This is a genomic window from Acetobacter garciniae, assembly GCF_017377735.1.
Taxonomy (GTDB): Bacteria; Pseudomonadota; Alphaproteobacteria; order Acetobacterales; family Acetobacteraceae; genus Acetobacter; species Acetobacter garciniae.
Window position 1 is genome coordinate 124,762 of record NZ_JAFVMH010000001.1, and the last position, 20,342, is coordinate 145,103.

At 64.0% G+C, this 20,342-nt stretch carries 19 protein-coding genes; 16 read left to right on the forward strand and 3 right to left on the reverse strand.

The features are described from left to right. The first annotated feature begins 247 nt into the window (after positions 1-247). From J2D77_RS00580 to J2D77_RS00610, 7 genes are all read left to right on the forward strand, one after another. Positions 248-2,659 (forward strand): glucose/quinate/shikimate family membrane-bound PQQ-dependent dehydrogenase, encoded by a 2,412-nt coding sequence (locus J2D77_RS00580; RefSeq protein ID WP_207844080.1) that lies wholly within the window; start codon positions 248-250, stop codon positions 2,657-2,659. Positions 2,660-2,768: 109 nt separating this feature from the next. After that, a complete protein-coding gene (locus J2D77_RS00585; protein ID WP_207844959.1) occupies positions 2,769-3,005 on the forward strand; it encodes a hypothetical protein in 237 nt (78 codons plus the stop codon). After that, on the forward strand, positions 3,002-3,736 hold the full coding sequence (locus tag J2D77_RS00590) for a helix-turn-helix transcriptional regulator (protein ID WP_207844082.1): 735 nt from the start codon (positions 3,002-3,004) through the stop codon (positions 3,734-3,736). Before J2D77_RS00585 ends, J2D77_RS00590 begins: the two co-directional genes overlap by 4 nt. 203 nt (positions 3,737-3,939) lie before the next feature. Then, a complete protein-coding gene (gene lepA / locus J2D77_RS00595; RefSeq protein ID WP_207844084.1) occupies positions 3,940-5,745 on the forward strand; it encodes a translation elongation factor 4 in 1,806 nt (601 codons plus the stop codon). Between the two features lie 103 nt (positions 5,746-5,848). Further along, entirely contained in the window at positions 5,849-7,024 is a 1,176-nt protein-coding gene (gene metX, locus J2D77_RS00600) for a homoserine O-acetyltransferase MetX (RefSeq protein ID WP_207844086.1), read from the forward strand. Continuing rightward, the gene (gene metW / locus J2D77_RS00605) at positions 7,024-7,629 is read left to right on the forward strand and encodes a methionine biosynthesis protein MetW (RefSeq protein WP_207844088.1); all 606 of its coding nucleotides are present in this window, start codon (positions 7,024-7,026) and stop codon (positions 7,627-7,629) included. The genes metX and metW overlap by 1 nt, the downstream gene beginning before the upstream one ends. Positions 7,630-8,165: 536 nt before the next feature. Next, the gene (locus J2D77_RS00610; RefSeq protein ID WP_207844090.1) at positions 8,166-9,449 is read left to right on the forward strand and encodes a DEAD/DEAH box helicase; all 1,284 of its coding nucleotides are present in this window, start codon (positions 8,166-8,168) and stop codon (positions 9,447-9,449) included. A 112-nt stretch (positions 9,450-9,561) separates the two neighbouring features. Here the strand turns inward: J2D77_RS00610 and J2D77_RS00615 are convergent, their stop codons facing one another. The 3 genes from J2D77_RS00615 to J2D77_RS00625 form a co-directional block, all read right to left on the reverse strand. Then, positions 9,562-10,449, reverse strand: coding sequence for an endonuclease/exonuclease/phosphatase family protein (locus J2D77_RS00615; RefSeq protein ID WP_230975378.1), 888 nt, complete (start codon positions 10,447-10,449; stop codon positions 9,562-9,564). 214 nt (positions 10,450-10,663) lie between these two features. Further along, entirely contained in the window at positions 10,664-11,350 is a 687-nt protein-coding gene (locus J2D77_RS00620; protein ID WP_207844094.1) for a carbonic anhydrase, read from the reverse strand. Between the two features lie 157 nt (positions 11,351-11,507). Further along, positions 11,508-12,125, reverse strand: coding sequence for a LabA-like NYN domain-containing protein (locus J2D77_RS00625; RefSeq protein WP_207844098.1), 618 nt, complete (start codon positions 12,123-12,125; stop codon positions 11,508-11,510). A gap of 206 nt (positions 12,126-12,331) precedes the next feature. Here J2D77_RS00625 and folK point away from each other — a divergent pair, with 206 nt between their 5' ends. From folK to frr, 9 genes are all read left to right on the forward strand, one after another. Next, positions 12,332-12,850 (forward strand): 2-amino-4-hydroxy-6-hydroxymethyldihydropteridine diphosphokinase, encoded by a 519-nt coding sequence (gene folK / locus J2D77_RS00630; RefSeq protein WP_207844100.1) that lies wholly within the window; start codon positions 12,332-12,334, stop codon positions 12,848-12,850. Positions 12,851-12,937: 87 nt separating this feature from the next. Further along, a complete protein-coding gene (gene rpoZ / locus J2D77_RS00635) occupies positions 12,938-13,309 on the forward strand; it encodes a DNA-directed RNA polymerase subunit omega (protein ID WP_207844102.1) in 372 nt (123 codons plus the stop codon). Positions 13,310-13,380: 71 nt separating this feature from the next. Further along, complete coding sequence (locus J2D77_RS00640) at positions 13,381-15,657, forward strand: RelA/SpoT family protein (RefSeq protein WP_331000055.1); 2,277 nt, start codon at positions 13,381-13,383, stop codon at positions 15,655-15,657. Continuing rightward, positions 15,654-16,061 (forward strand): holo-ACP synthase, encoded by a 408-nt coding sequence (acpS, locus tag J2D77_RS00645; RefSeq protein ID WP_207844106.1) that lies wholly within the window; start codon positions 15,654-15,656, stop codon positions 16,059-16,061. Before J2D77_RS00640 ends, acpS begins: the two co-directional genes overlap by 4 nt. 327 nt (positions 16,062-16,388) lie before the next feature. Beyond that, the gene (gene lepB, locus J2D77_RS00650; RefSeq protein ID WP_207844108.1) at positions 16,389-17,192 is read left to right on the forward strand and encodes a signal peptidase I; all 804 of its coding nucleotides are present in this window, start codon (positions 16,389-16,391) and stop codon (positions 17,190-17,192) included. Then, complete coding sequence (gene rnc / locus J2D77_RS00655) at positions 17,189-17,920, forward strand: ribonuclease III (RefSeq protein WP_207844110.1); 732 nt, start codon at positions 17,189-17,191, stop codon at positions 17,918-17,920. Before lepB ends, rnc begins: the two co-directional genes overlap by 4 nt. An 8-nt stretch (positions 17,921-17,928) precedes the next feature. Beyond that, positions 17,929-18,828 (forward strand): GTPase Era, encoded by a 900-nt coding sequence (gene era / locus J2D77_RS00660; RefSeq protein ID WP_207844112.1) that lies wholly within the window; start codon positions 17,929-17,931, stop codon positions 18,826-18,828. Positions 18,829-18,944: 116 nt separating this feature from the next. Then, the gene (gene pyrH / locus J2D77_RS00665; RefSeq protein ID WP_207844114.1) at positions 18,945-19,682 is read left to right on the forward strand and encodes a UMP kinase; all 738 of its coding nucleotides are present in this window, start codon (positions 18,945-18,947) and stop codon (positions 19,680-19,682) included. Between the two features lie 138 nt (positions 19,683-19,820). Continuing rightward, a complete protein-coding gene (frr, locus tag J2D77_RS00670) occupies positions 19,821-20,342 on the forward strand; it encodes a ribosome recycling factor (protein WP_220556011.1) in 522 nt (173 codons plus the stop codon).

Genomic DNA, 20,342 nt, shown 5'->3' on the forward strand with positions numbered 1-20,342 from the left:
AAGTCCGTGCCTGGGGCTTGGCCCCCGGGCAGTCCTGCCCCACCTTCGGGTGGCAGAAAACGCGGTGCCGCTTATGCGGGCCGCGTTTTTTGTTGGGCGGAATTTCAGCGCCCGAAGGCGCATCGTTATGCGTTTTCGGGCGTTGGACGGGGCTGCAACGATGTATTGACTGCACAATACATTCATTTGCTGTATAAGAAGAGAGTGATTCCTTTTTGTTATGACATAAATAAGTGGTTAAGGCGTAATGATATCTGAGCGGACCGGATTTCTACTCAAGGCAACGGCCATCATCCTGGCTATTCTCGGGCTCGTGCTGGGGGGCGGCGGCCTGTGGCTGGCCTGGCTCGGCGGGTCGGGATTTTATGTGGGATGCGGTCTGGTCCTGCTTGTGGTGGCCGGTCTGCTGTGGCGGCGTCGGCGCGAGGCGCTGTGGCTTTACGCCGCACTGGTTTTTGCGGTGCTGGCCTGGTCGGTTCATGAAGCCGGGTTCGATTTCTGGGCGCTGGCCCCGCGTGGCGATATTCTGCTGCCGCTGGGCGTGTGGCTGTTGCTGCCCTTTGTAACGCGTGGCCTTGTCCCGGCATCGGGCTGGAACCGTGCGCCCCTGGCGCTGGGCATTGTGGCGGCGCTGGCTGTGTATGGCTACGCCCTTACCCAGGACCCGCAGGATGTGGCGGGCGTTCTGCCCAGCGCCCCGGCCACGGCGGGCATTGCCCTGCCCGGAGATGCAACGCCCGTTGCTGCAGGTGACTGGCCCGCCTATGGCCGCACCCAGGCAGGGGATCGTTATTCGCCCCTGACCCAGATCACACCCGCCAATGTGCGGGGGCTGAAAGTGGCATGGACGTTCCGCACGCACGATCTCAAGCGTCCCGATGACCCGGGTGAGATCACGGATGAGGTCACGCCCATCAAGGCGGGTAATACGCTGTATCTGTGTTCCCCCCACCAGATCCTGTTCGCGCTGGATGCCGCGACCGGGCAGGAGCGGTGGCGTTTCGACCCGAAAATTACGTATAACCCGACCTTCCAGCACCTGACATGCCGTGGCGTGTCCTATGTGCAAACCCCGCTGGACCAGGCGGCGGCCCATGGGGTGACAACGCCCGATAGCTGCGCGCAGCGTATTCTGCTGCCCACCAATGACGGCCGCCTGTTCGCGCTGGATGCGCAGACCGGCGCCCGGTGTTCCGCCTTCGGCAAGCAGGGTGAACTGGACCTGACCGAGGGCATGCCCATGCGCACCCCCGGCTTTTACGAACCCACCTCACCCCCCGTCGTGACCGGCAAGATGGTGATTATCTCGGGTGCGGTGACGGATAATTTCTCCACCCACGAACCTTCCGGGGTTACGCGCGGGTACGACCTGTATAGCGGGCAGCTTGTCTGGGCGTTCGACCCCGGCAACCCCGACCCGAACGAACTGCCTTCGGCCACGCACCAGTACACGCCTAACTCTCCCAATTCGTGGATTACCTCGGCGTATGATGCGAAGCTGAACGTCATCTACATTCCCACCGGGGTGACAACGCCCGATATCTGGGGCGGCAAGCGCACCCCCGATCAGGAACGCTATGCGTCTGGCATTCTCGCCCTGGATGCGGATACGGGGCACAAGGTATGGTTCTACCAGACCGTCCATCATGATCTGTGGGACATGGACGTGCCCGCCCAGCCCAGCCTGGTGGACGTGACCCAGCCCGACGGCACGGTGGTGCCAGCCCTTTACGCCCCCGCCAAGACCGGCAATATCTTCGTGCTCGACCGCCGCGACGGCCACCTGCTGGTGCCCGCCCCCGAAACGCCGGTGCCCCAGGGCGCCGCACCGGGTGACCACCTGTCCCCCACCCAGCCTTATTCGGCCCTGTCGTTCCGCCCCAGGGAAAAGCTGAGCGATGCCGATATGTGGGGCGGCACCATGCTGGACCAGTTGGCCTGCCGCATCATGTTCAAGCAGATGCGCTACGAAGGGCCGTTCACCCCGCCGTCCGAACAGGGAACGCTGGTGTTCCCGGGTAATCTGGGCATGTTCGAATGGGGCGGGCTTGCGGTCGATCCCGTGCGGCAGGTGGCCTTTGCCAACCCCATCGCCATTCCCTTCGTGTCCAAGCTGGTGCCGCGCGGGCCGGGCAATCCGGTGCACCCGCCCGAAGGTGGCGCGCCGTCTGGCACGGAAACGGGCGTGCAGCCGCAATATGGCACGCCGTTCGGGGTGGACCTGCACCCGTTCCTGTCGCCTTTGGGTATTCCGTGCAAGAAGCCGGGCTGGGGCTATGTTGCGGGGATCGACCTGAAGACCAACCGGATCATCTGGATGCACCGCAACGGCACCACGCGTGACAGTTCTCCCCTGCCGTTCGGCTTCAAGCTGGGCATTCCCTCACTGGGCGGGCCGATCGTCACGGCGGGCGGTGTGGCGTTCCTGACCTCCACGGCGGATTATTACATCCGCGCCTACGATGTCACGACAGGGCGGCAGATCTGGCAGGACCGCCTGCCGGCGGGCGGGCAGTCCACCCCCATGACCTATGAGCAGAACGGCCGCCAGTATGTGGTGACGGCCGATGGCGGTCACGGCTCGTTCGGCACCAGGCTGGGCGACTACGTGGTGGCCTACGCCCTGCCCGAAGGTCAGGGAAGCAGCGCGGGCCAGTAAGGCTCGCGCCCGACCGCGCCCGGCCTGATGCCCTCGGGCGCTCCTTCCTTCAGGACCGCGAGCAAGGTGATGCTTGCCCGCGGGAGCGGGATGGACGATCCTGCGTGTCATGTGGAACGAACCCTATCTTGAAACCTGTTGCCGGGCCGCTTTGCACCGGCTTTGCCTGGCGGGGGCGCATGGTCGCCCCACCGGCCTGCAGGATGACCCGTGCCTTGAGCGCATGCGCCAGATGGGGTTTGTCGCGGCCTCCGGCTCCGGGCGGTTTGTCGTGACGGATGAAGGTATCGCCCGCCACGCTACAGAGGTGCTGAAACAAAAGCCCGCCATGGGGCACACGCCATGATCGCGCCCGAAGGCGTATGGGCCACGCTGGACCGGCTGGCGCTTGAGCGCGGGTTCACACCTTCCGCCCTGGCCCGTGCGGCGGGGCTGGACGCCACGACCTTCAACCCGTCGCGCCGTGTGGGGGCGGGCGGGGCCTTTCGCTGGCCGTCCGTCAATTCGCTTTTGCGGGCGCTGGAGGTGCTGAATGTTCCGCTGGCTGTTTTCGCCGCCTATCTGGAAGGGGGCGAGGGGGCCGGAGGGATAGCGCCGGGAGTGCTACCGGGGATGCCCAAGGGGATGCCCATGGGGGCGACCCTGAACACGCCATCCGGGATAGGGTCGGGTCATCCACAAGGCGCGGCGCAGATGGGGCGGCCAGTGCGTAGCCTGCCTTTTTCCCAGCTTGGGCAGTCCGGCCTGTTCGACCGGCAGGGCCACCCCACGGGCCCGGCATGGGACGAGCAGGACTGTCCTTTCAATATCGCCGCACCGGCCTATATGGTGCGTATCGACACAGCCCATATGGAGCCGGTCCTGCGCGAAGGGGCATCCGCCGTGGTGGTGCCGGGGCTGGCCCCCCGCGCGCAGGACCGTGCGGTGCTGTTGCGCGCGGGGGACGAGCCATGTGCCGGCTTCGTGCGCGGGGGCGAGTCCCTGTCGATCGAACCCTTTGCCGCCCCCTGGCGGGTCATCTCCCTCGCGCCCGGGCGGGATGTCTGGCTGCACCGGATCGTCATGGTCACGCTGTAGCCCGGCCTGCCTGTCGCACCGGGTTTTGGCGCTTGCCCGCCCTGAATGGGCCGCTGCTGGCCCTTTGCCCGTTCCCTGGCGGGGGCATGTCGGTTCCGTCCCGTCCCGCGCTGGGCGCATGGCGGAAAAAATAATGCGCCAAAGGGGGCTGGAGCCAAAGCAACCGGCTGACTTTTCCAATCATTTCCCGTAAAGGGTGCAGCATGACCGATACACCCCTTTCGCTCATCCGTAATTTTTCCATCATCGCGCATATCGATCATGGAAAATCCACTTTGGCGGATCGCCTCATCCAGGCGTGCGGCGCGCTGACCGCGCGTGAAATGACCAACCAGGTTCTCGACAACATGGACCTGGAGCGCGAGCGCGGGATCACCATCAAGGCGCAGACCGTCCGGCTGACCTATCCCGCCAAGGATGGCCAGACCTACGTGCTCAACCTGATGGACACGCCCGGCCATGTCGACTTCGCCTACGAAGTCAGCCGCTCGCTGGCCGCGTGCGAAGGCTCGCTTCTGGTGGTTGATGCCTCACAGGGCGTGGAAGCGCAGACCCTGGCCAATGTCTACCAGGCGATCGAGGCCAACCACGAAATCGTGCCCGTGCTCAACAAGGTGGACCTGCCCGCGGCGGAGCCCGAGCGCGTGAAGGCGCAGATCGAGGAAGTGATCGGCATTCCCGCCGATGACGCGGTGGAAATTTCCGCCAAGACCGGGCTGAATATCGAAGGCGTGCTCGAAGCCATCGTCACCCGCCTGCCCCCGCCCGTGGGGGATGCGGAAAAACCGCTGCGTGCCATGCTGGTGGATAGCTGGTACGACCCTTATCTGGGCGTGATCGTGCTGGTCCGCATCAAGGAAGGGCGGCTGAAGAAGGGCATGAAGATCCGCATGATGTCATCGGGTGCGGTGCATCAGGTCGATCAGGTGGGCGTGTTCGCCCCGCGCATGACCCCGGTCGAAAGCCTCGGCCCGGGCGAGATGGGGTATATCAACGCCGCCATCAAGACCGTGGCCGACTGCAACGTGGGCGACACCATTACCGATGACCGCCGGCCGGCACAAACGCCGCTGCCCGGCTTCAAGCCCTCCATTCCCGTGGTGTGGTGCGGGCTGTATCCGGTCGTGGCCGACGATTTCGAAAAACTGCGCGACAGTCTGGCCAAGCTGCGGCTGAACGATGCGTCCTTCCATTACGAGGCGGAAACCTCCGCAGCGCTTGGCTTCGGGTTCCGCTGCGGGTTCCTGGGGCTTCTGCACCTGGAGATCATCCAGGAACGCCTCTCGCGCGAATTCGACCTGGACCTGATCGCAACCGCCCCTTCGGTCGTGTACAAGATCCGCCGCACCAATGGCGAGATGGAAGACCTGCACAACCCCGCCGACATGCCCGACCCGTCCCTGATCGAGACGATCGAGGAACCATGGATCAAGGCCACCATCATGGTGCCCGACGAATATCTGGGTGCGGTGCTGACCCTGTGCACGGAACGGCGCGGCGTGCAGGTCGACCTGACCTATATCGGCAACCGGGCCATGGCGGTGTATCGCCTGCCGCTGAACGAGGTCGTGTTCGATTTCTACGACCGGCTGAAATCGCTGACACGCGGCTATGCCAGCTTCGATTACCAGATGGACGGCTACCAGGAGAGCGATCTGGTGCGTATTTCCATTCTGGTCAATCAGGAACCGGTGGATGCTCTGTCCTTCATCGCCCACCGTTCGGCGGCGGAAACACGGGGCCGCTCGATCTGCGCGCGGCTCAAGGAACTGATCCCGCGGCAGTTGTTCAAGATCGCCATCCAGGCCGCCATCGGCAGCCGCGTGATCGCGCGTGAGACCATCGGGGCGATGTCCAAGGACGTGACGGCCAAGTGCTACGGGGGGGATATTTCGCGCAAGCGCAAGCTGCTGGAAAAGCAGAAGGAAGGCAAGAAGCGAATGCGGCAGTTCGGCAAGGTCGAAATTCCGCAGAGCGCCTTTCTGGCTGCTCTCAAGATGGAACACTAAGTCCGGCCAGGCGTTTTCCTGCCCATGCGGAAAGGGCAGGGGGACGGGGCGCCCAGGGGCCCCTGGGTGCCAGCACGGTCTGGTTGGAGAAAGCAGCGCCCTTATGAACAGCACGACGCCTCTTGCCGTTGGGGACCACCCGCATATCCGCATCGATGAAGGACTTGATCTGGACTGCGGCGTCCACCTGGCGCCCATCGATGTGGCCTATTGCACCTACGGCACGCTTTCCGCCCGGCGCGACAACGCCATCCTGATCTGCCATGCCTTCACGGGCGACCAGTACGTGGCGGAGCAGCATCCGCTGACGGGCAAGCCCGGCTGGTGGAGTTCCATGGTCGGTCCGGGCAAGCCGATCGATACGGACCGGTTCTTCGTGATCTGCTCCAACGTGCTGGGCGGGTGCATGGGCACCACCGGCCCGCGCTCGGTCCGCACGGATTCGGACGGCGACGGGCAGGAACTTTGGGGCACGGCGTTCCCACCCATTACCATTCGCGACATGGTGCGCGCACAGTACAAGCTGGTGCGGGCCTTGGGCATAGACCGGCTTTTCGCGGTCATCGGCGGGTCCATGGGCGGCATGCAGGTGCTGGAATGGACCGTGACCTACCCGCATATGATGCTGGCGGCCATGCCCATAGCCACAGCCCCGTTCCATTCCGCCCAGAACATCGCCTTCAACGAGGTGGGGCGCCAGGCGATCATCGCCGATCCGGACTGGCTTGCGGGCCGGTACTGGCAGGCCGGCGTGGTGCCCGCGCGCGGGCTGGCCGTGGCGCGCATGATGGCGCATATCACCTATTTGTCCGAAGAAGCGCTGACCCGCAAATTCGGCCGCCGTGTCAGGCGCGGGCCCAACCAGGGTTCCGCACCGGAAGGGCCGGTATCGCTGTTTGGCGATATTTTCGAGGTCGAATCCTATCTGCGCTATCAGGGCTCAAGCTTCGTGCGGCGTTTCGACGCCAATTCCTACCTGACCATCACCCGCGCGATGGACTGGTTCGATATCGCGGCCGATCATGATGGGGAAATGCGCGCGGCCTTTATCGGCACGCCCGTGCGCTTCTGTGTCGTGTCCTTTTCCTCGGACTGGCTGTTCCCGACCTCCTCGGCGCGGGTTCTGCTGCGCGCGCTCAATCAGGCGGCGGCCAATGTCTCCTTCGTCGAGATCGAGACCGACAAGGGGCACGACGCCTTCCTGCTGGAGGAACCGGGCTTTGACCGGACAGTGCGCGGCTTTCTGTGCGGTGTTGCCGAACATGCGGGGCTGAACTGATGCGTCTTGACCAGCGTTTGATCGCCCAGATGATCGAACCCCGCACACGGGTCCTGGATATCGGCAGTGGGGACGGGTCGTTGATCGACCATCTGTTCCGCTCCCGCGGGTGCGACGCGCGGGGGATCGAGCTGAACATGCAGCTTGTCACGCGCTCGGTGGCCCACGGGCTGCCCGTCATGCATGGCGATGCCGATCACGACCTGGCCCATTACCCCGACCATGCGTTCGATTACGTGGTGTTGCAACGCACCTTGCAGGCGGTCGAAAACCCGCGCGAGGTGTTGCGGCAGATGCTGCGTATCGGGCGGCACGCCATTGTATCCTTCCCCAATTTCGGTCACTGGCAGCTCAGGCTCAAGCTGCTGTTCAGCGGGCGCATGCCCATGACGGCGGTGTGGCACACGCCCTGGTACGAAACGCCGAATATCCACCCCTGCACCATCCGCGACTTCCTCGAACTCTGTCGGCAGGACGGATATATTGTTGAACAATGGATGGCCGTGGATGAAGAAGGCGAAAGGGCGCCCTGGCGCCGGTCCATCCGCCTGGCGAACCTGTTTGGCGAACAGGCCCTGTTCCTGCTGCGCCGCCGGGGGGCGTAGCAGGTCGGATTTTCGAAGGTCGCTGCCCCATGGCGCGGCAGGCGGCGGGGCACAGAGAATCGCCTGACAATGACATTTGCGTGTGGCAGGGAACCGCCGGGCGCATGGATTACTTAAAAAATTGGTTAGATTCGGCCGCCATCGTTTGGGCTATGTCTCTTATTCAAAGATTTTTGTAATTATGGAAAATGCTTTTATATTTAAAAAAGAAGCAAATATTCAGGCATTTTACCACATGCGTTTTGCCCGATAATTCCCGTCCGCAAAATGCGTTATAACGTTCTTATTTGTGGACTAAATTGGTCCTGAAGGGTTGTCGGGCGTGCTCGCCTGTCCCTATATACAGATCAGCCGACAGAAACCGGGATGTCCCAGCGTCCGTTAAAGCGCGTTTTGTCGCAAATGTAATAAAATTCGTAACGCCTGCCTGTCCGGGACATGAAGGTTCGGAACCGGGTCGTTATGATCATCCAAGGTGCATTGCTGAAAAAAGTGGCCGTGGCTCGCTTTCAGACTGCACGAAGAGGTTGCCTTACATGACTACTTTTTCGGATCTGAAGCTTGCAGCACCTTTGCTACAGGCTCTTGCGGATCAGGGTTACGAGACTCCTACTCCCATTCAGGCCGGTTCCATTCCCTATCTTCTCGAAGGGCGTGACCTGCTTGGCCTGGCCCAGACGGGCACGGGCAAGACGGCATCCTTCGCGCTGCCGATCCTCGATCACCTGCTCAAGAACCCGGGTGCTGCGGGCCCCAAGCAGGCGCGTGTGCTGGTTCTGGCCCCCACGCGTGAACTGGTTGCCCAGATCAGCGACAGCTTCAAGGCCTATGCCCGCCACATGCGCTTTTCGCAGGCCGTGGTGTTCGGTGGCGTGGGCCAGGGGCGCCAGGTCGAAACCATGCGCCGCGGCGTGGATGTGCTGGTGGCAGCCCCCGGCCGCCTGCTTGACCTGATCGGGCAGGGCCATATCGACCTTTCCCGCTTGGAAGTGCTGGTGCTGGACGAAGCGGACCGCATGCTGGACATGGGCTTTGTGCGCGATATCCGCCGGATCATGTCCTTCGTGCCCGAAAAGCGCCAGACGCTGCTGTTCTCGGCCACCATGCCGCGCAGCATCGAAGACCTGGCTGCGTCCTTGTTGAACAATCCCGCCCGCGTGGAAGTGGCCCCGCCGTCCAGCACGGTGGACCGTATCCAGCAGGCCGTCATGTTCGTGAATGGCACGGACGCCAAGCGCGATGCGCTGCTGACCATGGTGGCCTCCCCCAAGGTGGTGCGTGCGGTGGTGTTCACGCTCATGAAGCATGAAGCCAACAAGGTGGCGGAATTCCTCAACCGCAACAACGTGGTGGCCGAGGCCATTCACGGCAACAAGTCCCAGGGTGCGCGTGAGCGGGCGATGCGCGGTTTCCGCGCGGGTGACGTCAAGGTGCTGGTCGCCACGGATATCGCCGCCCGCGGGATCGACGTTGACGATGTCAGCCACGTCTTCAACTACGACCTGCCCAACGTGCCCGAAAGCTACGTGCACCGTATCGGCCGCACGGCGCGTGCGGGGCGTGATGGCTGGGCCGTTTCCCTGTGCGATGCCGAACAGCGCGCCTGGCTCAAGGACATCGAGCGCACGATCAGCAAGTCCATTCCCGTGGTGCGCGACCATCCGTGGCATTCGGACGAGGCCGAGTTCTCGACCATGCGCCCGCCCGTTCTGGGTGGCGGCGGTGGCGGCCGGGGCCGTGGCGGTCAGCGCCAGGGTGGTGGACCGCGCCGTCAGGGTGGCGGTGGCCGCCAGGGGCACCGCGCGGCGGTAACCGCCTGATCCTTTCTGGGTCTGCTTTTTTCAGGCCTGCCAATGCGAAAGCCGTTGTGGAAACACAACGGCTTTTTGCTGTCAGGGTGCAGATCCTGTTGTCAGTGACCCGGAAGGCCAGTCAGGAATGGGCATCCGAATTGGCGGGCGGGTGCAGGGTTATGGAAACCGGGCAATGATCGCTTAACGTCAACCCGGGGCCTTGCGGAATAGTCAGCACCCGCAGGGAATGCGGGTCCGCCCAGCCAATGGCCGGGCCGCCGAGAATGATGTGATCGATAAAATACCCCCCGCCCTGGCAGGGGCTGGCCTTGTCCGCCGTCACCAGGTCAAGCGGTGTGGCGCGGGCAAGGGTGGCAAGAAGCGGGTCATGCGGGCCCAGTCGGCGGTTGAAATCGCCTATAATGGCGAAGGCGCTGCCGTCCCGCGCGCGATCGGCCACCCAGCCCGCCAGAACGGCAAACTGCCGGAACAGAACCGGGCAGGCATGATGGGTCTGGGTTATCGGATCGTCCCAGCAACCGGTCTTGAGATGCACGACCAGCACGCGCAGTTGCGCCGATCGCAGGCGCAGCGTCATGTCCAGCCCGCTGCGCAGGTGGTGGGCGGCAGCAGGGCCGGTCGTATCCAGCGCCGTCAGGTCCGGGTTGCGCTGCACGGACAGATCGGCCCGCACGACCAGGGCGGTTTTTTGCAAGATATCGTCGTCCGAAACCACGATCCGGTACGTATTGGCGGGAAACAGGCGGGCGATGCTGGCCGCGCTGTCCGTTTCCTGCAAGCCTGTCACGTCGCTGTTCAGGCGCCGGGCAATGGCCGCAAGCCGGGCATAGTCGGCTTTTGTGCGCCGCGGCCTGTCAGCGGGGGCCGTGCGGGTCTTGGGGGCCTGCTCGTCCAGCAGCCATTCCAGGTTCCACGTACTGAGCCTGATCGCCTGTGCTGAGGAAGATGTCGGTGGTGTCGCGGCCCGGCCTATCTGAGCGGGCAGGCCAAGGAGTGCGAACCCCAAAAAGACCATCCCCGCAAGCCTGTCCGCCCGGAAGGGGAGGCAGGTTGCCGGACCAGTTCGTGTTGTGATGGGGCGGGGAAGGTGTGTTGCCCTGGTATCCCCGGAGGGTGGGCCACTGCGGGCCATGGGCCCCGATGGTGGCAAAGCTGTTCCCGGCAGGGGCTCCGGGGTTGCCCCCGCTGGTGCGGGGGCGTTTGGCCTTAGGGTGCTGCCGTCAGGCCGCGGCGGCTTCGAACTGGCCAATGACATCGGCAATCGGCACGCTTTTGCGGGTCTGTTCGTCCAGAATGCTGATCTCGCCGGTGCCGATGTCATAGAACCAGCCTTGCAGGAACAGCGTGCCGCCCGCAAGACCGGCCGCCACCGCCGGATGCGTGCGCAGATGCGAAAGCTGGAGCAGCACATTCTGTTCGGCCAGGCTGCGCACGGTGGCGGGGCCCGCATCTTCGGCGCGCAGGTTCTGCATGACCGTCGCCCGCGCGGCTTCCGCGTTGCGCAGCCAGGTGCGCACGGTGGGCATTTTATCCAGCCCGTTCTTTTCGGGGTCCATCAGCGCTTTCATGGCCCCGCAATCGGAATGGCCACAGACGATGATGGTGGAAACCCCAAGCCCCATAATGGCGTATTCCACGGCGGAGGACACACCCCCCAGCATTTCGCCGTAGGCGGGCACCAGGTTGCCGATATTGCGCAGAATGAACAGGTCACCGGGTTCGGTCTGCGTAATCAGGTTGGGGTTGATACGACTATCCGCGCAGGCGATGAACAGCGCCTTGGGGGCCTGGCCTGTAGCCAGGCTTGCAAACAGGGCTTCCTTTGCGGGGAAGATTTCCGTGTTGAAATGTTCAGCGCCCTGCAAAAGGCTGAGCAGGTTGCTTCTTGCTTCGGAACACGTGGGCATGGTCACTCCCGAATTGGTGGATTGCCGCAGAGGGCACAAGGTTGGCGGGGCACGGAACTGGCGTGCGGGCGGTGTGGCCGGGGCATCGTGCCGGGAACGCAGGGCGCTCAGACACGTAACGCCCGGGTTGGGCCGAGGTTTCGGCGTGCGGGCGATTTCAGCTTAGCGGATCGTCCTCGGGTTCGCTAAGCTGGTCGGCCGGGTGGCGTACGGGGGCCTGGTGCGTGCGCGTGCGCGGCGGTTCCATCTGGCGGCGGGTAAAGTTGGCACCCAGTGCCGCCAGTTCCAGGAACTGGTCCGCCTGGCGGCGCAGGTCATCGCCGATCAGCGGCGGGGTGGACTTCATGGAAGAAACCACCGAAACCCGCGTGCCCTGGCGCTGCACGGCCTCGACAACCCGGCGGAAATCGGAATCGCCGCTGAACAGGATCGCGTGGTCGATATGCGGGGCCATTTCCATCATGTCCACCGCGATCTCGATATCCATGTTGCCCTTCACGCGGCGCTTGCCGGTGGAATCGGTAAATTCGCGCGCAGGCTTGGTCACGAGAAAATAGCCGTTATAGGACAGCCAGTCGGTCAATGGCTTGAGGGGAGAGTAGTCTTCCGTGTCCAGAATGGCGGCGTAATAATAGGCGCGGATCACATGGGTTCTGGCGGCGAAAAAATCCAGCAGCTTCTTGTAATCGACATCGAACCCCAGGCTGCGGGATGTGGAATAAAGGCTCGACCCGTCAATAAAAAGGCAGGTTTTTTCATCTTTTTTTACATTCATCTTTTTATGTCCTCGAATGACCGGGCGACGTTTTCAGACTAACGTTCATGAAATCGACAAAGTTTTGAGTGCAGCAAACTTAAAGATCATGGTCTTTTTGTGGTTATCCGACTGAGAAAAACGAAAAATGGTCCGCAAAACCAATTGCTTTCATAAAAACCATTTCATTATAACACGACATGTCCGCTGTGTTATCCAGGTGAGGAATGTCTGACGCGCCCATAAATACCCCATTGGCCCTGATCGCAATAGGCGCCAACCTCCCCCGCGATGGCCGAACTGCGCTGCAAACATGCCAGCATGCCGTGGACCTTCTGCGCGCCGTGCCGGGCGTGGCGCTCAAGGCGGTGTCCCACTGGTATGAAAGCGCGCCCCAGCCCCCTTCGGGCCAACCGCCTTACGTCAACGGGATGGTGCTGTGCGCGACCACTTTGGACCCTTTTGCGTTGCTTGATGTTCTCCAGCACATAGAAACGCATAACGGGCGCGAGCGTTCCGTGCCAAATGCCGCCCGCACGCTGGATCTCGATCTTGTCGCCTATGACGCGCAGTGCCTGGACACCGACAGGCTGGTCCTGCCCCACCCCCGCGCGCATGAGCGCGCCTTTGTGCTGCGCCCCTTGCACGATGTCATGCCGGACTGGGTGCATCCGCGCTCGGGCGCAGCTCTGGCGCAGATGCTCGCAGGCGTGCAGGGGCAGCAAATCCGCCGGATTGGGGAATAATCCTTTTCTGCGGGAGGTGGATGCGGTAATAAGGCAGTTCAATCTTTTTGTTGTATCCGTAAGTGTATTGTCTGGAGGCTCTTCGTAATGGCCCGCGTCACCGTCGAAGATTGCGTAGAAAAAGTTCCCAACCGCTTTGAACTGGTGGTGTATGCCGCGCAGCGCGCAAGAAATATCTCGCGCGGTGAAGAGCTGACCGTCGACCGCGACAACGACAAGAACCCCGTTGTCTCCCTCCGTGAAATCGCGGCCGAGACCGTGGTGCTTGGCGCGCTGCGCAGCGACCTTATCCGTTCGCAGGCGCGTGAGCCCGAGCCCGAGCCGGTCGAGGAAGACGTGCAGGATCTGGTGCCGACCGAGCAGAACATCTTTGGCCTGCAGGAAGTCTCGGCCGAGGAAGAGGCCGTGGATGAAGCCCGCGCCATCGAAGCCGCCCTGACCGGCCGCGCCAGACGGTAGGTGCCGGTGTGAGCCAGGCCGAAGGCGATATCCCTGCTGCCAGTCTCCCGCCCGGGCGGGGGAATGGCGGCGTGGTGGACGCATCGGCCAGCCCATCTGGTATCGGTGAAAGCGAACGCGGGCCGATTACCTGCGAAAAACTCGTCAACCGTGTTCTGAGCTACGCTCCGGGCGCGGACGGGGCGATGATCCGCCGCGCTTTCGACGTCGCCAGCAAGGCGCATGAAGGCCAGGAGCGCGATAACGGCGACCCCTACATAACCCACCCCCTGGCCGTGGCCATGATCATGGCGCGCTTCGGGCTGGATGTGCAGTCCGTCTGCACCGCACTGCTGCACGACACGATCGAGGATACGGGCGTTACCTACGACACGCTCAAGCTCGAATTCGGCCAGACCGTGGCCGATCTTGTCGATGGCGTGACCAAGCTCACACGGCTCGAACTCCAGTCCGACCGTACCAAGCAGGCGGAAAACTTCCGCAAGCTGGTGCTGGCCATGTCCAAGGACATTCGTGTCCTGCTGGTCAAGCTGGCCGACCGCCTGCACAACATGCGCACCCTCCATTTCGTGGAACGCCAGGACCGGCGGCAGCGCATTGCACGCGAAACGCTCGATATCTACGCCCCTCTGGCCGAGCGCATCGGTATGGACCGGGTCAAGACCGAGTTGCAGAACCTGTCCTTCGCGCAGCTCGAACCCGAAGCCGACGCCACCATCCGCACGCGCCTGAACTACCTGCGCGGCCAGGGTGCCGACGTGATCGAGGAAGTGCGGCGCGAATTGCTGCGCCTGTGCCACGACGCCGGGCTGAAGGATGTGCAGGTGACGGGGCGCGAAAAATCGCCCTATTCGATCTGGGAGAAAATGCAGCGCCGCAACGTGGCGTTCGAACAGCTTTCGGACATCATGGCCTTCCGTGTGACGGTCGGTACGCGGGAGGAATGCTACATGGCGCTGGGGGCGGTGCATGCCGCCTATCCCATGATCGCGGGGCGCTTCAAGGACTACATCTCCACCCCCAAGGCCAACGGGTACCAGAGCCTGCATACGGGTGTGACCCTGCGTTCGCCGCGCAACCAGAAGATCGAGGTACAGATCCGCACCCAGGCCATGCACGACGTGGCCGAGAACGGTGTTGCTGCCCACTGGGCCTACAAGGAAAGCACGGACACGCAGGAAGGCGGGTATGGTGGCCTGCGTCGCCCGCGCTGGGTGCAGGACCTGCTTGAAATTCTTGAGGATTCGGCGGCGCCGGATGAATTCCTCGAAAACACCAAGCTCGAACTCTATCAGGACCAGGTGTTCTGCTTCAGCCCCAAGGGGCAGCTTATTTCGCTGCCGCGTGGCGCGACCCCGGTCGATTTCGCCTATGCCGTGCACAGCCAGATCGGCGATACCTGTGTCGGGGCCAAGATCAACGGCCGGCTGATGCCCCTGCGGCACGAGCTTGAAAACGGCGACCAGGTCGAGATCATGACCGCGCGCGGGGGCGCGCCCTCACCCTCGTGGGAACGGTTTGTCGTTACCGGCAAGGCGCGCGCGCGTATTCGGCGCTATGTGGCCCAACAGCAGCGCCAGGCCTCGCTCGATAACGGGCGCGCGGCCCTTGCCAAGGCCTTCCGCCAGGAAGGCGTGGACGGGTCGGAAAAAATCATCGAACCCACGCTCAAGGCGCTCAAGCAAAGCAGCCTGACGGATCTGTATGTGGCCGTGGGCACCGGCAGCCTGGGTGCGCGCGACGTGGTGCATGCCGCCTACCCCGAACTGCGGCGCGGGCCGCGCGGGCCGCGCATGCTGGCTGGCCTGCCCGGCGTGCTGGGCACGGCGGGGCCAAGGCCGCGTGGCGCAGGGGCGGCCCCCGGTCGCAGGCCCTCGGGCGGGGCGATCCCGCTTGTAGGGCTGGGTTCGGGCATTGCCGTGCATTACGCCGCCTGCTGCCACCCCCTGCCGGGCGATCGGATCGTGGGCGTGGTGGCCACGGGCAAGGGCGTGACCATTCACACCCGCACCTGCCAGACGCTGGAAAGCTTTGCCGCCACCCCCGAGCGTTTCCTGGACGTGGACTGGGATTACGACGCCATGGCCCGTTCGGGCGATATGGGGCCGATGCGCGTGGGGCGGATCAGCATCGTAGCCGAGAACGATGCGTCGGTCCTGGCGTCCATCACCAATGCCATTTCGCGCAGCGACGCGGCTATCGTGAACCTCAAGATCGTCAACCGCCAGCTCGATTTCATGGAAATCCTGGTGGATGTCGAAGTGAGGGACCTGCGACACCTGTCCGCCGCCATTGCCGGGTTGCGCGCGGTCTCGGGCATTACCCAGGCTGACAGGGCCCGGTCATGAGCGTGCTTGCGGTAGGGATCGATCTGTGCGACATGCGCCGCATAGAGCGGGTGCTGGAACGCTTCGGCCCGCGCTTTGTCGACCGGGTGTTCACGCCCGAGGAACGCGCCCGGGCGCAGGCGCGTTCGGGGCAGGCGCGTATCGGCACCTTCGCCAAGCGCTGGGCCGCCAAGGAAGCCTGCGCCAAGGCCCTGGGCACAGGCTTTGCCCAGGGTGTGGCGCATAGCCAGATCGGGGTGGAAAACCTGCCTTCGGGCCAGCCGTCGCTGCGCCTGACGGGGGCTGCGGCCGCAAGGCTTGCGCAGATCACCCCCGCCGGCTGCGTGCCAGTGATGGTGCTGAGCATGACGGACGAGCCGCCCTATGCGTTCGCGCAGGTGTTCATATCGGCCGTGCCGGGTTGAGGTTGCAGGCCGGTGGTGACGAAAGCCGCCGGGACGAAGGCCGGGCAGACAGGGTCGGTCGACGGGGCAGCTATTGGCTTGGCTCGCGACGCTGGTCGGGATCGGGGCGCTGGGTCAAAGGGCGCTCGGGCGGGTGGCGCATGGGGTGCCCGCAAGGAATGGTCCAGACGGGCTGGTGGAAATGGGCCGATTGGAACAGTCAGTCGGGCAGGGATCTGCCTTCTGGGCGTTGAATGGGCATAGGGGCCTTGGGTTGACATTGCACAGCCCGCACGGCTTGATCCGCCATAACTTTTTTCAGAACAAGTAGCGGGCGAGGCAGTGCAGATGAGCAGACCGGATCACTCTCCAGTAACGGAAGACGCGCCCGCTTCCGCCACCCAGACGGTGCTGGAGTATCTGCGCACGCTGGTGTCCGTGGTGGTGGTCGTTCTGGTCGTGCGGACGTTCCTGTTCGAATCCTTTGTCATTCCCTCGGGCTCCATGATCCCCACCCTGCAGGTGGGCGACTATATCTGGGTTTCCAAATATACTTACGGCTATTCCAGATTTTCGCTGCCCTTCTCGCCCGACCTGTTCGCGGGGCGGATCTGGGGGGCTGAACCGCATCGGGGCGATGTGGTGGTGTTCCGCTTCACCAAGGATACCTCGGTCGACTACGTCAAGCGCATCATCGGGCTGCCGGGCGATCATGTGCAGGTGACCGACGGCCATCTGTACCTCAACGGGCAGATGGTGCCCTGCACGGAGCCACACCCCTATGTCGCGCGGGATGAAACGGGTACGGCCCTTGAGGGCGAGGCCTGCACCGAGCAGGTGCCGGGCAGTGCCGGGGCGGCCACGGTCAGCCACGGGATCCTGAAACTGACCGATGACGGCCCGCAGAACGGCACGCCCGATTATGTCGTGCCCCCGGGTTATTTTTTCGCCATGGGCGACAACCGTGACGACAGCGCCGATAGCCGTTTCATGGGCGACGGCCCCAAGGACCTGGGCTTCGTGCCCATGGAAAACCTTGTGGGCAAGGCGCAGCGGGTCTTTTTCTCGGTCACGGCGGAGCATCCGCTCTGGCAGGTCTGGTACTGGCCTGCCGAAATCCGCTGGAACAGGCTGATGCGGGGCATCCAGTGAGCACAGATGACCACTATGCCGGCGCGCAGGCGTTGCAGGACCGGCTGGGGTACCAGTTCACGCGCCAGGCCCTGCTGCGTGAGGCGCTGACCCATCGCTCCGCCGCCAATCTCAAGGCGGGCGGGCGCCGCCGCCAGCAGGTCAAGGGTGCCGGTTCGAACGAACGGCTGGAATTTATCGGGGACCGGGTGCTGGGCCTGCTGATGGCCGAATGGCTGCTCGAACGCTATCCCGGCGAACAGGAAGGGGCCCTGGGGTCGCGGCTGGCCCACCTGGTCTCACGCGTCGCCCTGGCTGACATTGCCGACAAGCTCGACCTGCCCGCAGCCCTCGCCGTGGCAGCGCATGAGGCCCGGGCCGGGGTGCAGACAGCGGCCAATGTGGTGGCCGACGCGCTGGAAGCCGTGCTGGGGGCCGTGTTCCTTGATGGCGGGCTGGAGCCTGCGCGCCGTATCGTGCGCCAGTGCTGGAAGCCCGTGCTCGAAGCGCAGGCCCGCCCGCCCAAGGACCCCAAGACAGCCTTGCAGGAATGGGTGCTGGGCCGGGGGCTGGGCTTGCCGACATACGAGACGATCGGGGCGGAAGGCCCTTCCCATGCCCCGCTTTTCGTGGTGCGGGTCAGTGCCGCGGGCCAATGGGGCGAAGGACATGCGGGCAGCAAGCGGGCGGCTGAAAGTGCCGCCGCCGCTGCCCTGCTGGAAAAACTGGAGGACGGCCCGCAAGGCTGAAACAACGTATGGCAGATACAACACGTTGCGGTTTCGCAGCCCTTGTGGGGGCCCCGAATGCGGGCAAGTCCACCCTGCTCAACCGTATGGCCGGGGCCAAGCTTTCCATCGTCTCGCCCAAGGCGCAGACCACGCGGTTTCGCGTGCTGGGCATTCTCATGCGCGGAGCGTCGCAGATCCTTCTGGTCGACACGCCCGGCATTTTCCGCCCGCGCCGCAAGCTGGACCGCGCGATGGTGGCGGCCGCCTGGACCGGGGCGGAGGATGCCGACATCACCCTGCTGCTGGTCGATGCCCGCTCGGGCCTGACCGAGGCGGTAGAGGAAATCATCACCCGCCTTGCCCAGACCCGTCGGCGCGTGTGGCTGGTGCTGAACAAGACGGACCTTGTCTCCCCCGGGGCACTGCTGCCGCTGACGGCGGCCATTACCGAGAAACTGCCCGTCGAACACGTGTTCATGCTCAGCGCGCGCACGGGCAACGGGGTGGATGACCTGCTCGACCGCCTGGCCGAAAGCCTGCCCGAAGGCCCCTACCTTTACCCGGAGGACGACCTGACCGACCTGCCCGACCGCCTGCTGGCGGCCGAGCTGGTGCGCGAGCAGATTTTCATGCAGACGCATGAGGAAGTGCCCTACGGCGCCACGGCCGAGACCGAAAGCTTTACCGAACGCCCCGATGGCTCGGTACGGATCGAGGTGACGATCTATGTCGCGCGTGCGGGGCACAAGGCGATCCTGATCGGTGAAGGCGGGCAGAGAATCCGCCAGATCGGTGAGCGCGCGCGCAAGCAGCTGGCTTCCCTGCTGGAACGGCCGTGCCATTTGTTCCTCAACGTCAAGGAACGTTCGGGCTGGGATGAAGAACGCGCGCGCCTGCGGGCGATCGGGCTGGATGACGTGCCATAAGGCCACTGGCGGCTTGTGGCCGTGCGCCATGAAGGATAAGAGAGGGCGATCTTGACGTACCGCGCCCCAGGGCGCGGACAGGATCCGTCCTGGACTGCTTGCATGATTGAGGGCCTATGACTGCTTCTGTCGGCGAAACGCCAAATCGGAAACGCGTGCTGCTCAAGGTATCGGGCGAGGCGCTCATGGGGGATGGCGCCTTCGGGGTCGACCAGCAGACAGTCGAGCGCATCGCCCATGATATCGGCGAAGTCGTGCGCGACGGGGTCGAAGTCTGCCTGGTGGTGGGGGGGGGCAACATCTTTCGCGGCCTTGCCGCCGCCGCCAAAGGCATGGACCGCGCGCAGGGCGACTATGCCGGCATGCTGGCCACCGTCATCAACGCGCTGCTGCTGCAAAATGCGCTGGAACGCGAACAGGTGGCCTCCCGCGTCATGTCGGCCATTCATATGTCTTCCGTGGCCGAACCGTATATCCGCCGTCGCGCCATCCGGCACATGGAAAAGGGCCGCGTCGTCATTTTCGCGGCGGGCACGGGCAATCCGTTCTTCACCACCGATACGGCTGCCGCCCTGCGGGCCGCGGAAATGGAATGTACCCTGCTGCTCAAGGGCACGCAGGTCGATGGCGTCTATTCCGCCGACCCCAAGCGCGACCCGGCCGCCACGCGTTACGACGAACTGACCTATATGGACGTGCTGGCCAACCAGTTGAACGTGATGGATGCCGCCGCCATCAGTCTGGCGCGCGAAAACAGACTGCCGATCATCGTTTTCAATATCGGTGAGGAAGGCTCCTTCGGTCGCGTCATGCGCGGGCAGGGGCCCTACACACGTATTATCGAAGCTGCCTGAACACCCCGCACCGTGGCGCAAGCGGTGCCGGAGCTACACTGACAGGCAGGGGTGTTCGCACCACCCCCGCCCCAGAAGGAACGGGAGAAAACCGCCGTGTCTGACTTGAATGCCCTGCTCGACGACCTGAAACGCCGCATGGAGGGCGCGCTGGAAAGCCTACGCCGCGATTTTTCCGGCCTGCGTTCGGGGCGCGCCAGCCCGGCCCTGCTCGAACCGGTCCGGGTGGAAGCCTATGGGGGCGAGGTGCCGCTGACGCAGGTTGGCTCCATTGCCGTGCCCGAAGCGCGCATGATTACCGTGCAGGTCTGGGACCGCGCGCTGGCGGGTGCCGTGGAACGCGCCATCCGCGATGCCGGGCTGGGGCTCAACCCCGCATCGGAAGGGCAGAGCATTCGCGTGCCCATTCCCCAGTTGACCGAGGAACGCCGCAACGAACTGGCCAAGGCCGCCGCCCGCTATGCGGAAGGGGCCAAGATTGCCGTGCGTGGCGTGCGACGCGATGGCATGGAAAAAGCCAAGGGGTTCGAGAAGAAAGGCGATATCAGCCAGGACGACGTCAAGACCTGGTCCGATGCGATCCAGAAGCTGACCGACCAGCACGTGAAAAAAATTGATGACATGCTTGCCGAAAAAGACAAGGAAATCAAACAGGTCTGA

Bases quoted from the DNA above. Each gene is read 5' to 3' on its own strand.
- J2D77_RS00580 (WP_207844080.1), top strand. From the start codon at position 248: ATGATATCTGAGCGGACCGGATTTCTACTCAAGGCAACGGCCATCATC.
- J2D77_RS00585 (WP_207844959.1), top strand. From the start codon at position 2,769: ATGTGGAACGAACCCTATCTTGAAACCTGTTGCCGGGCCGCTTTGCAC.
- J2D77_RS00590 (WP_207844082.1), top strand. From the start codon at position 3,002: ATGATCGCGCCCGAAGGCGTATGGGCCACGCTGGACCGGCTGGCGCTT.
- lepA (WP_207844084.1), top strand. From the start codon at position 3,940: ATGACCGATACACCCCTTTCGCTCATCCGTAATTTTTCCATCATCGCG.
- metX (WP_207844086.1), top strand. From the start codon at position 5,849: ATGAACAGCACGACGCCTCTTGCCGTTGGGGACCACCCGCATATCCGC.
- metW (WP_207844088.1), top strand. From the start codon at position 7,024: ATGCGTCTTGACCAGCGTTTGATCGCCCAGATGATCGAACCCCGCACA.
- J2D77_RS00610 (WP_207844090.1), top strand. From the start codon at position 8,166: ATGACTACTTTTTCGGATCTGAAGCTTGCAGCACCTTTGCTACAGGCT.
- J2D77_RS00620 (WP_207844094.1), bottom strand. From the start codon at position 11,350: ATGCCCACGTGTTCCGAAGCAAGAAGCAACCTGCTCAGCCTTTTGCAG.
- J2D77_RS00625 (WP_207844098.1), bottom strand. From the start codon at position 12,125: ATGAATGTAAAAAAAGATGAAAAAACCTGCCTTTTTATTGACGGGTCG.
- folK (WP_207844100.1), top strand. From the start codon at position 12,332: ATGTCTGACGCGCCCATAAATACCCCATTGGCCCTGATCGCAATAGGC.
- rpoZ (WP_207844102.1), top strand. From the start codon at position 12,938: ATGGCCCGCGTCACCGTCGAAGATTGCGTAGAAAAAGTTCCCAACCGC.
- acpS (WP_207844106.1), top strand. From the start codon at position 15,654: ATGAGCGTGCTTGCGGTAGGGATCGATCTGTGCGACATGCGCCGCATA.
- lepB (WP_207844108.1), top strand. From the start codon at position 16,389: ATGAGCAGACCGGATCACTCTCCAGTAACGGAAGACGCGCCCGCTTCC.
- era (WP_207844112.1), top strand. From the start codon at position 17,929: ATGGCAGATACAACACGTTGCGGTTTCGCAGCCCTTGTGGGGGCCCCG.
- pyrH (WP_207844114.1), top strand. From the start codon at position 18,945: ATGACTGCTTCTGTCGGCGAAACGCCAAATCGGAAACGCGTGCTGCTC.
- frr (WP_220556011.1), top strand. From the start codon at position 19,821: ATGGAGGGCGCGCTGGAAAGCCTACGCCGCGATTTTTCCGGCCTGCGT.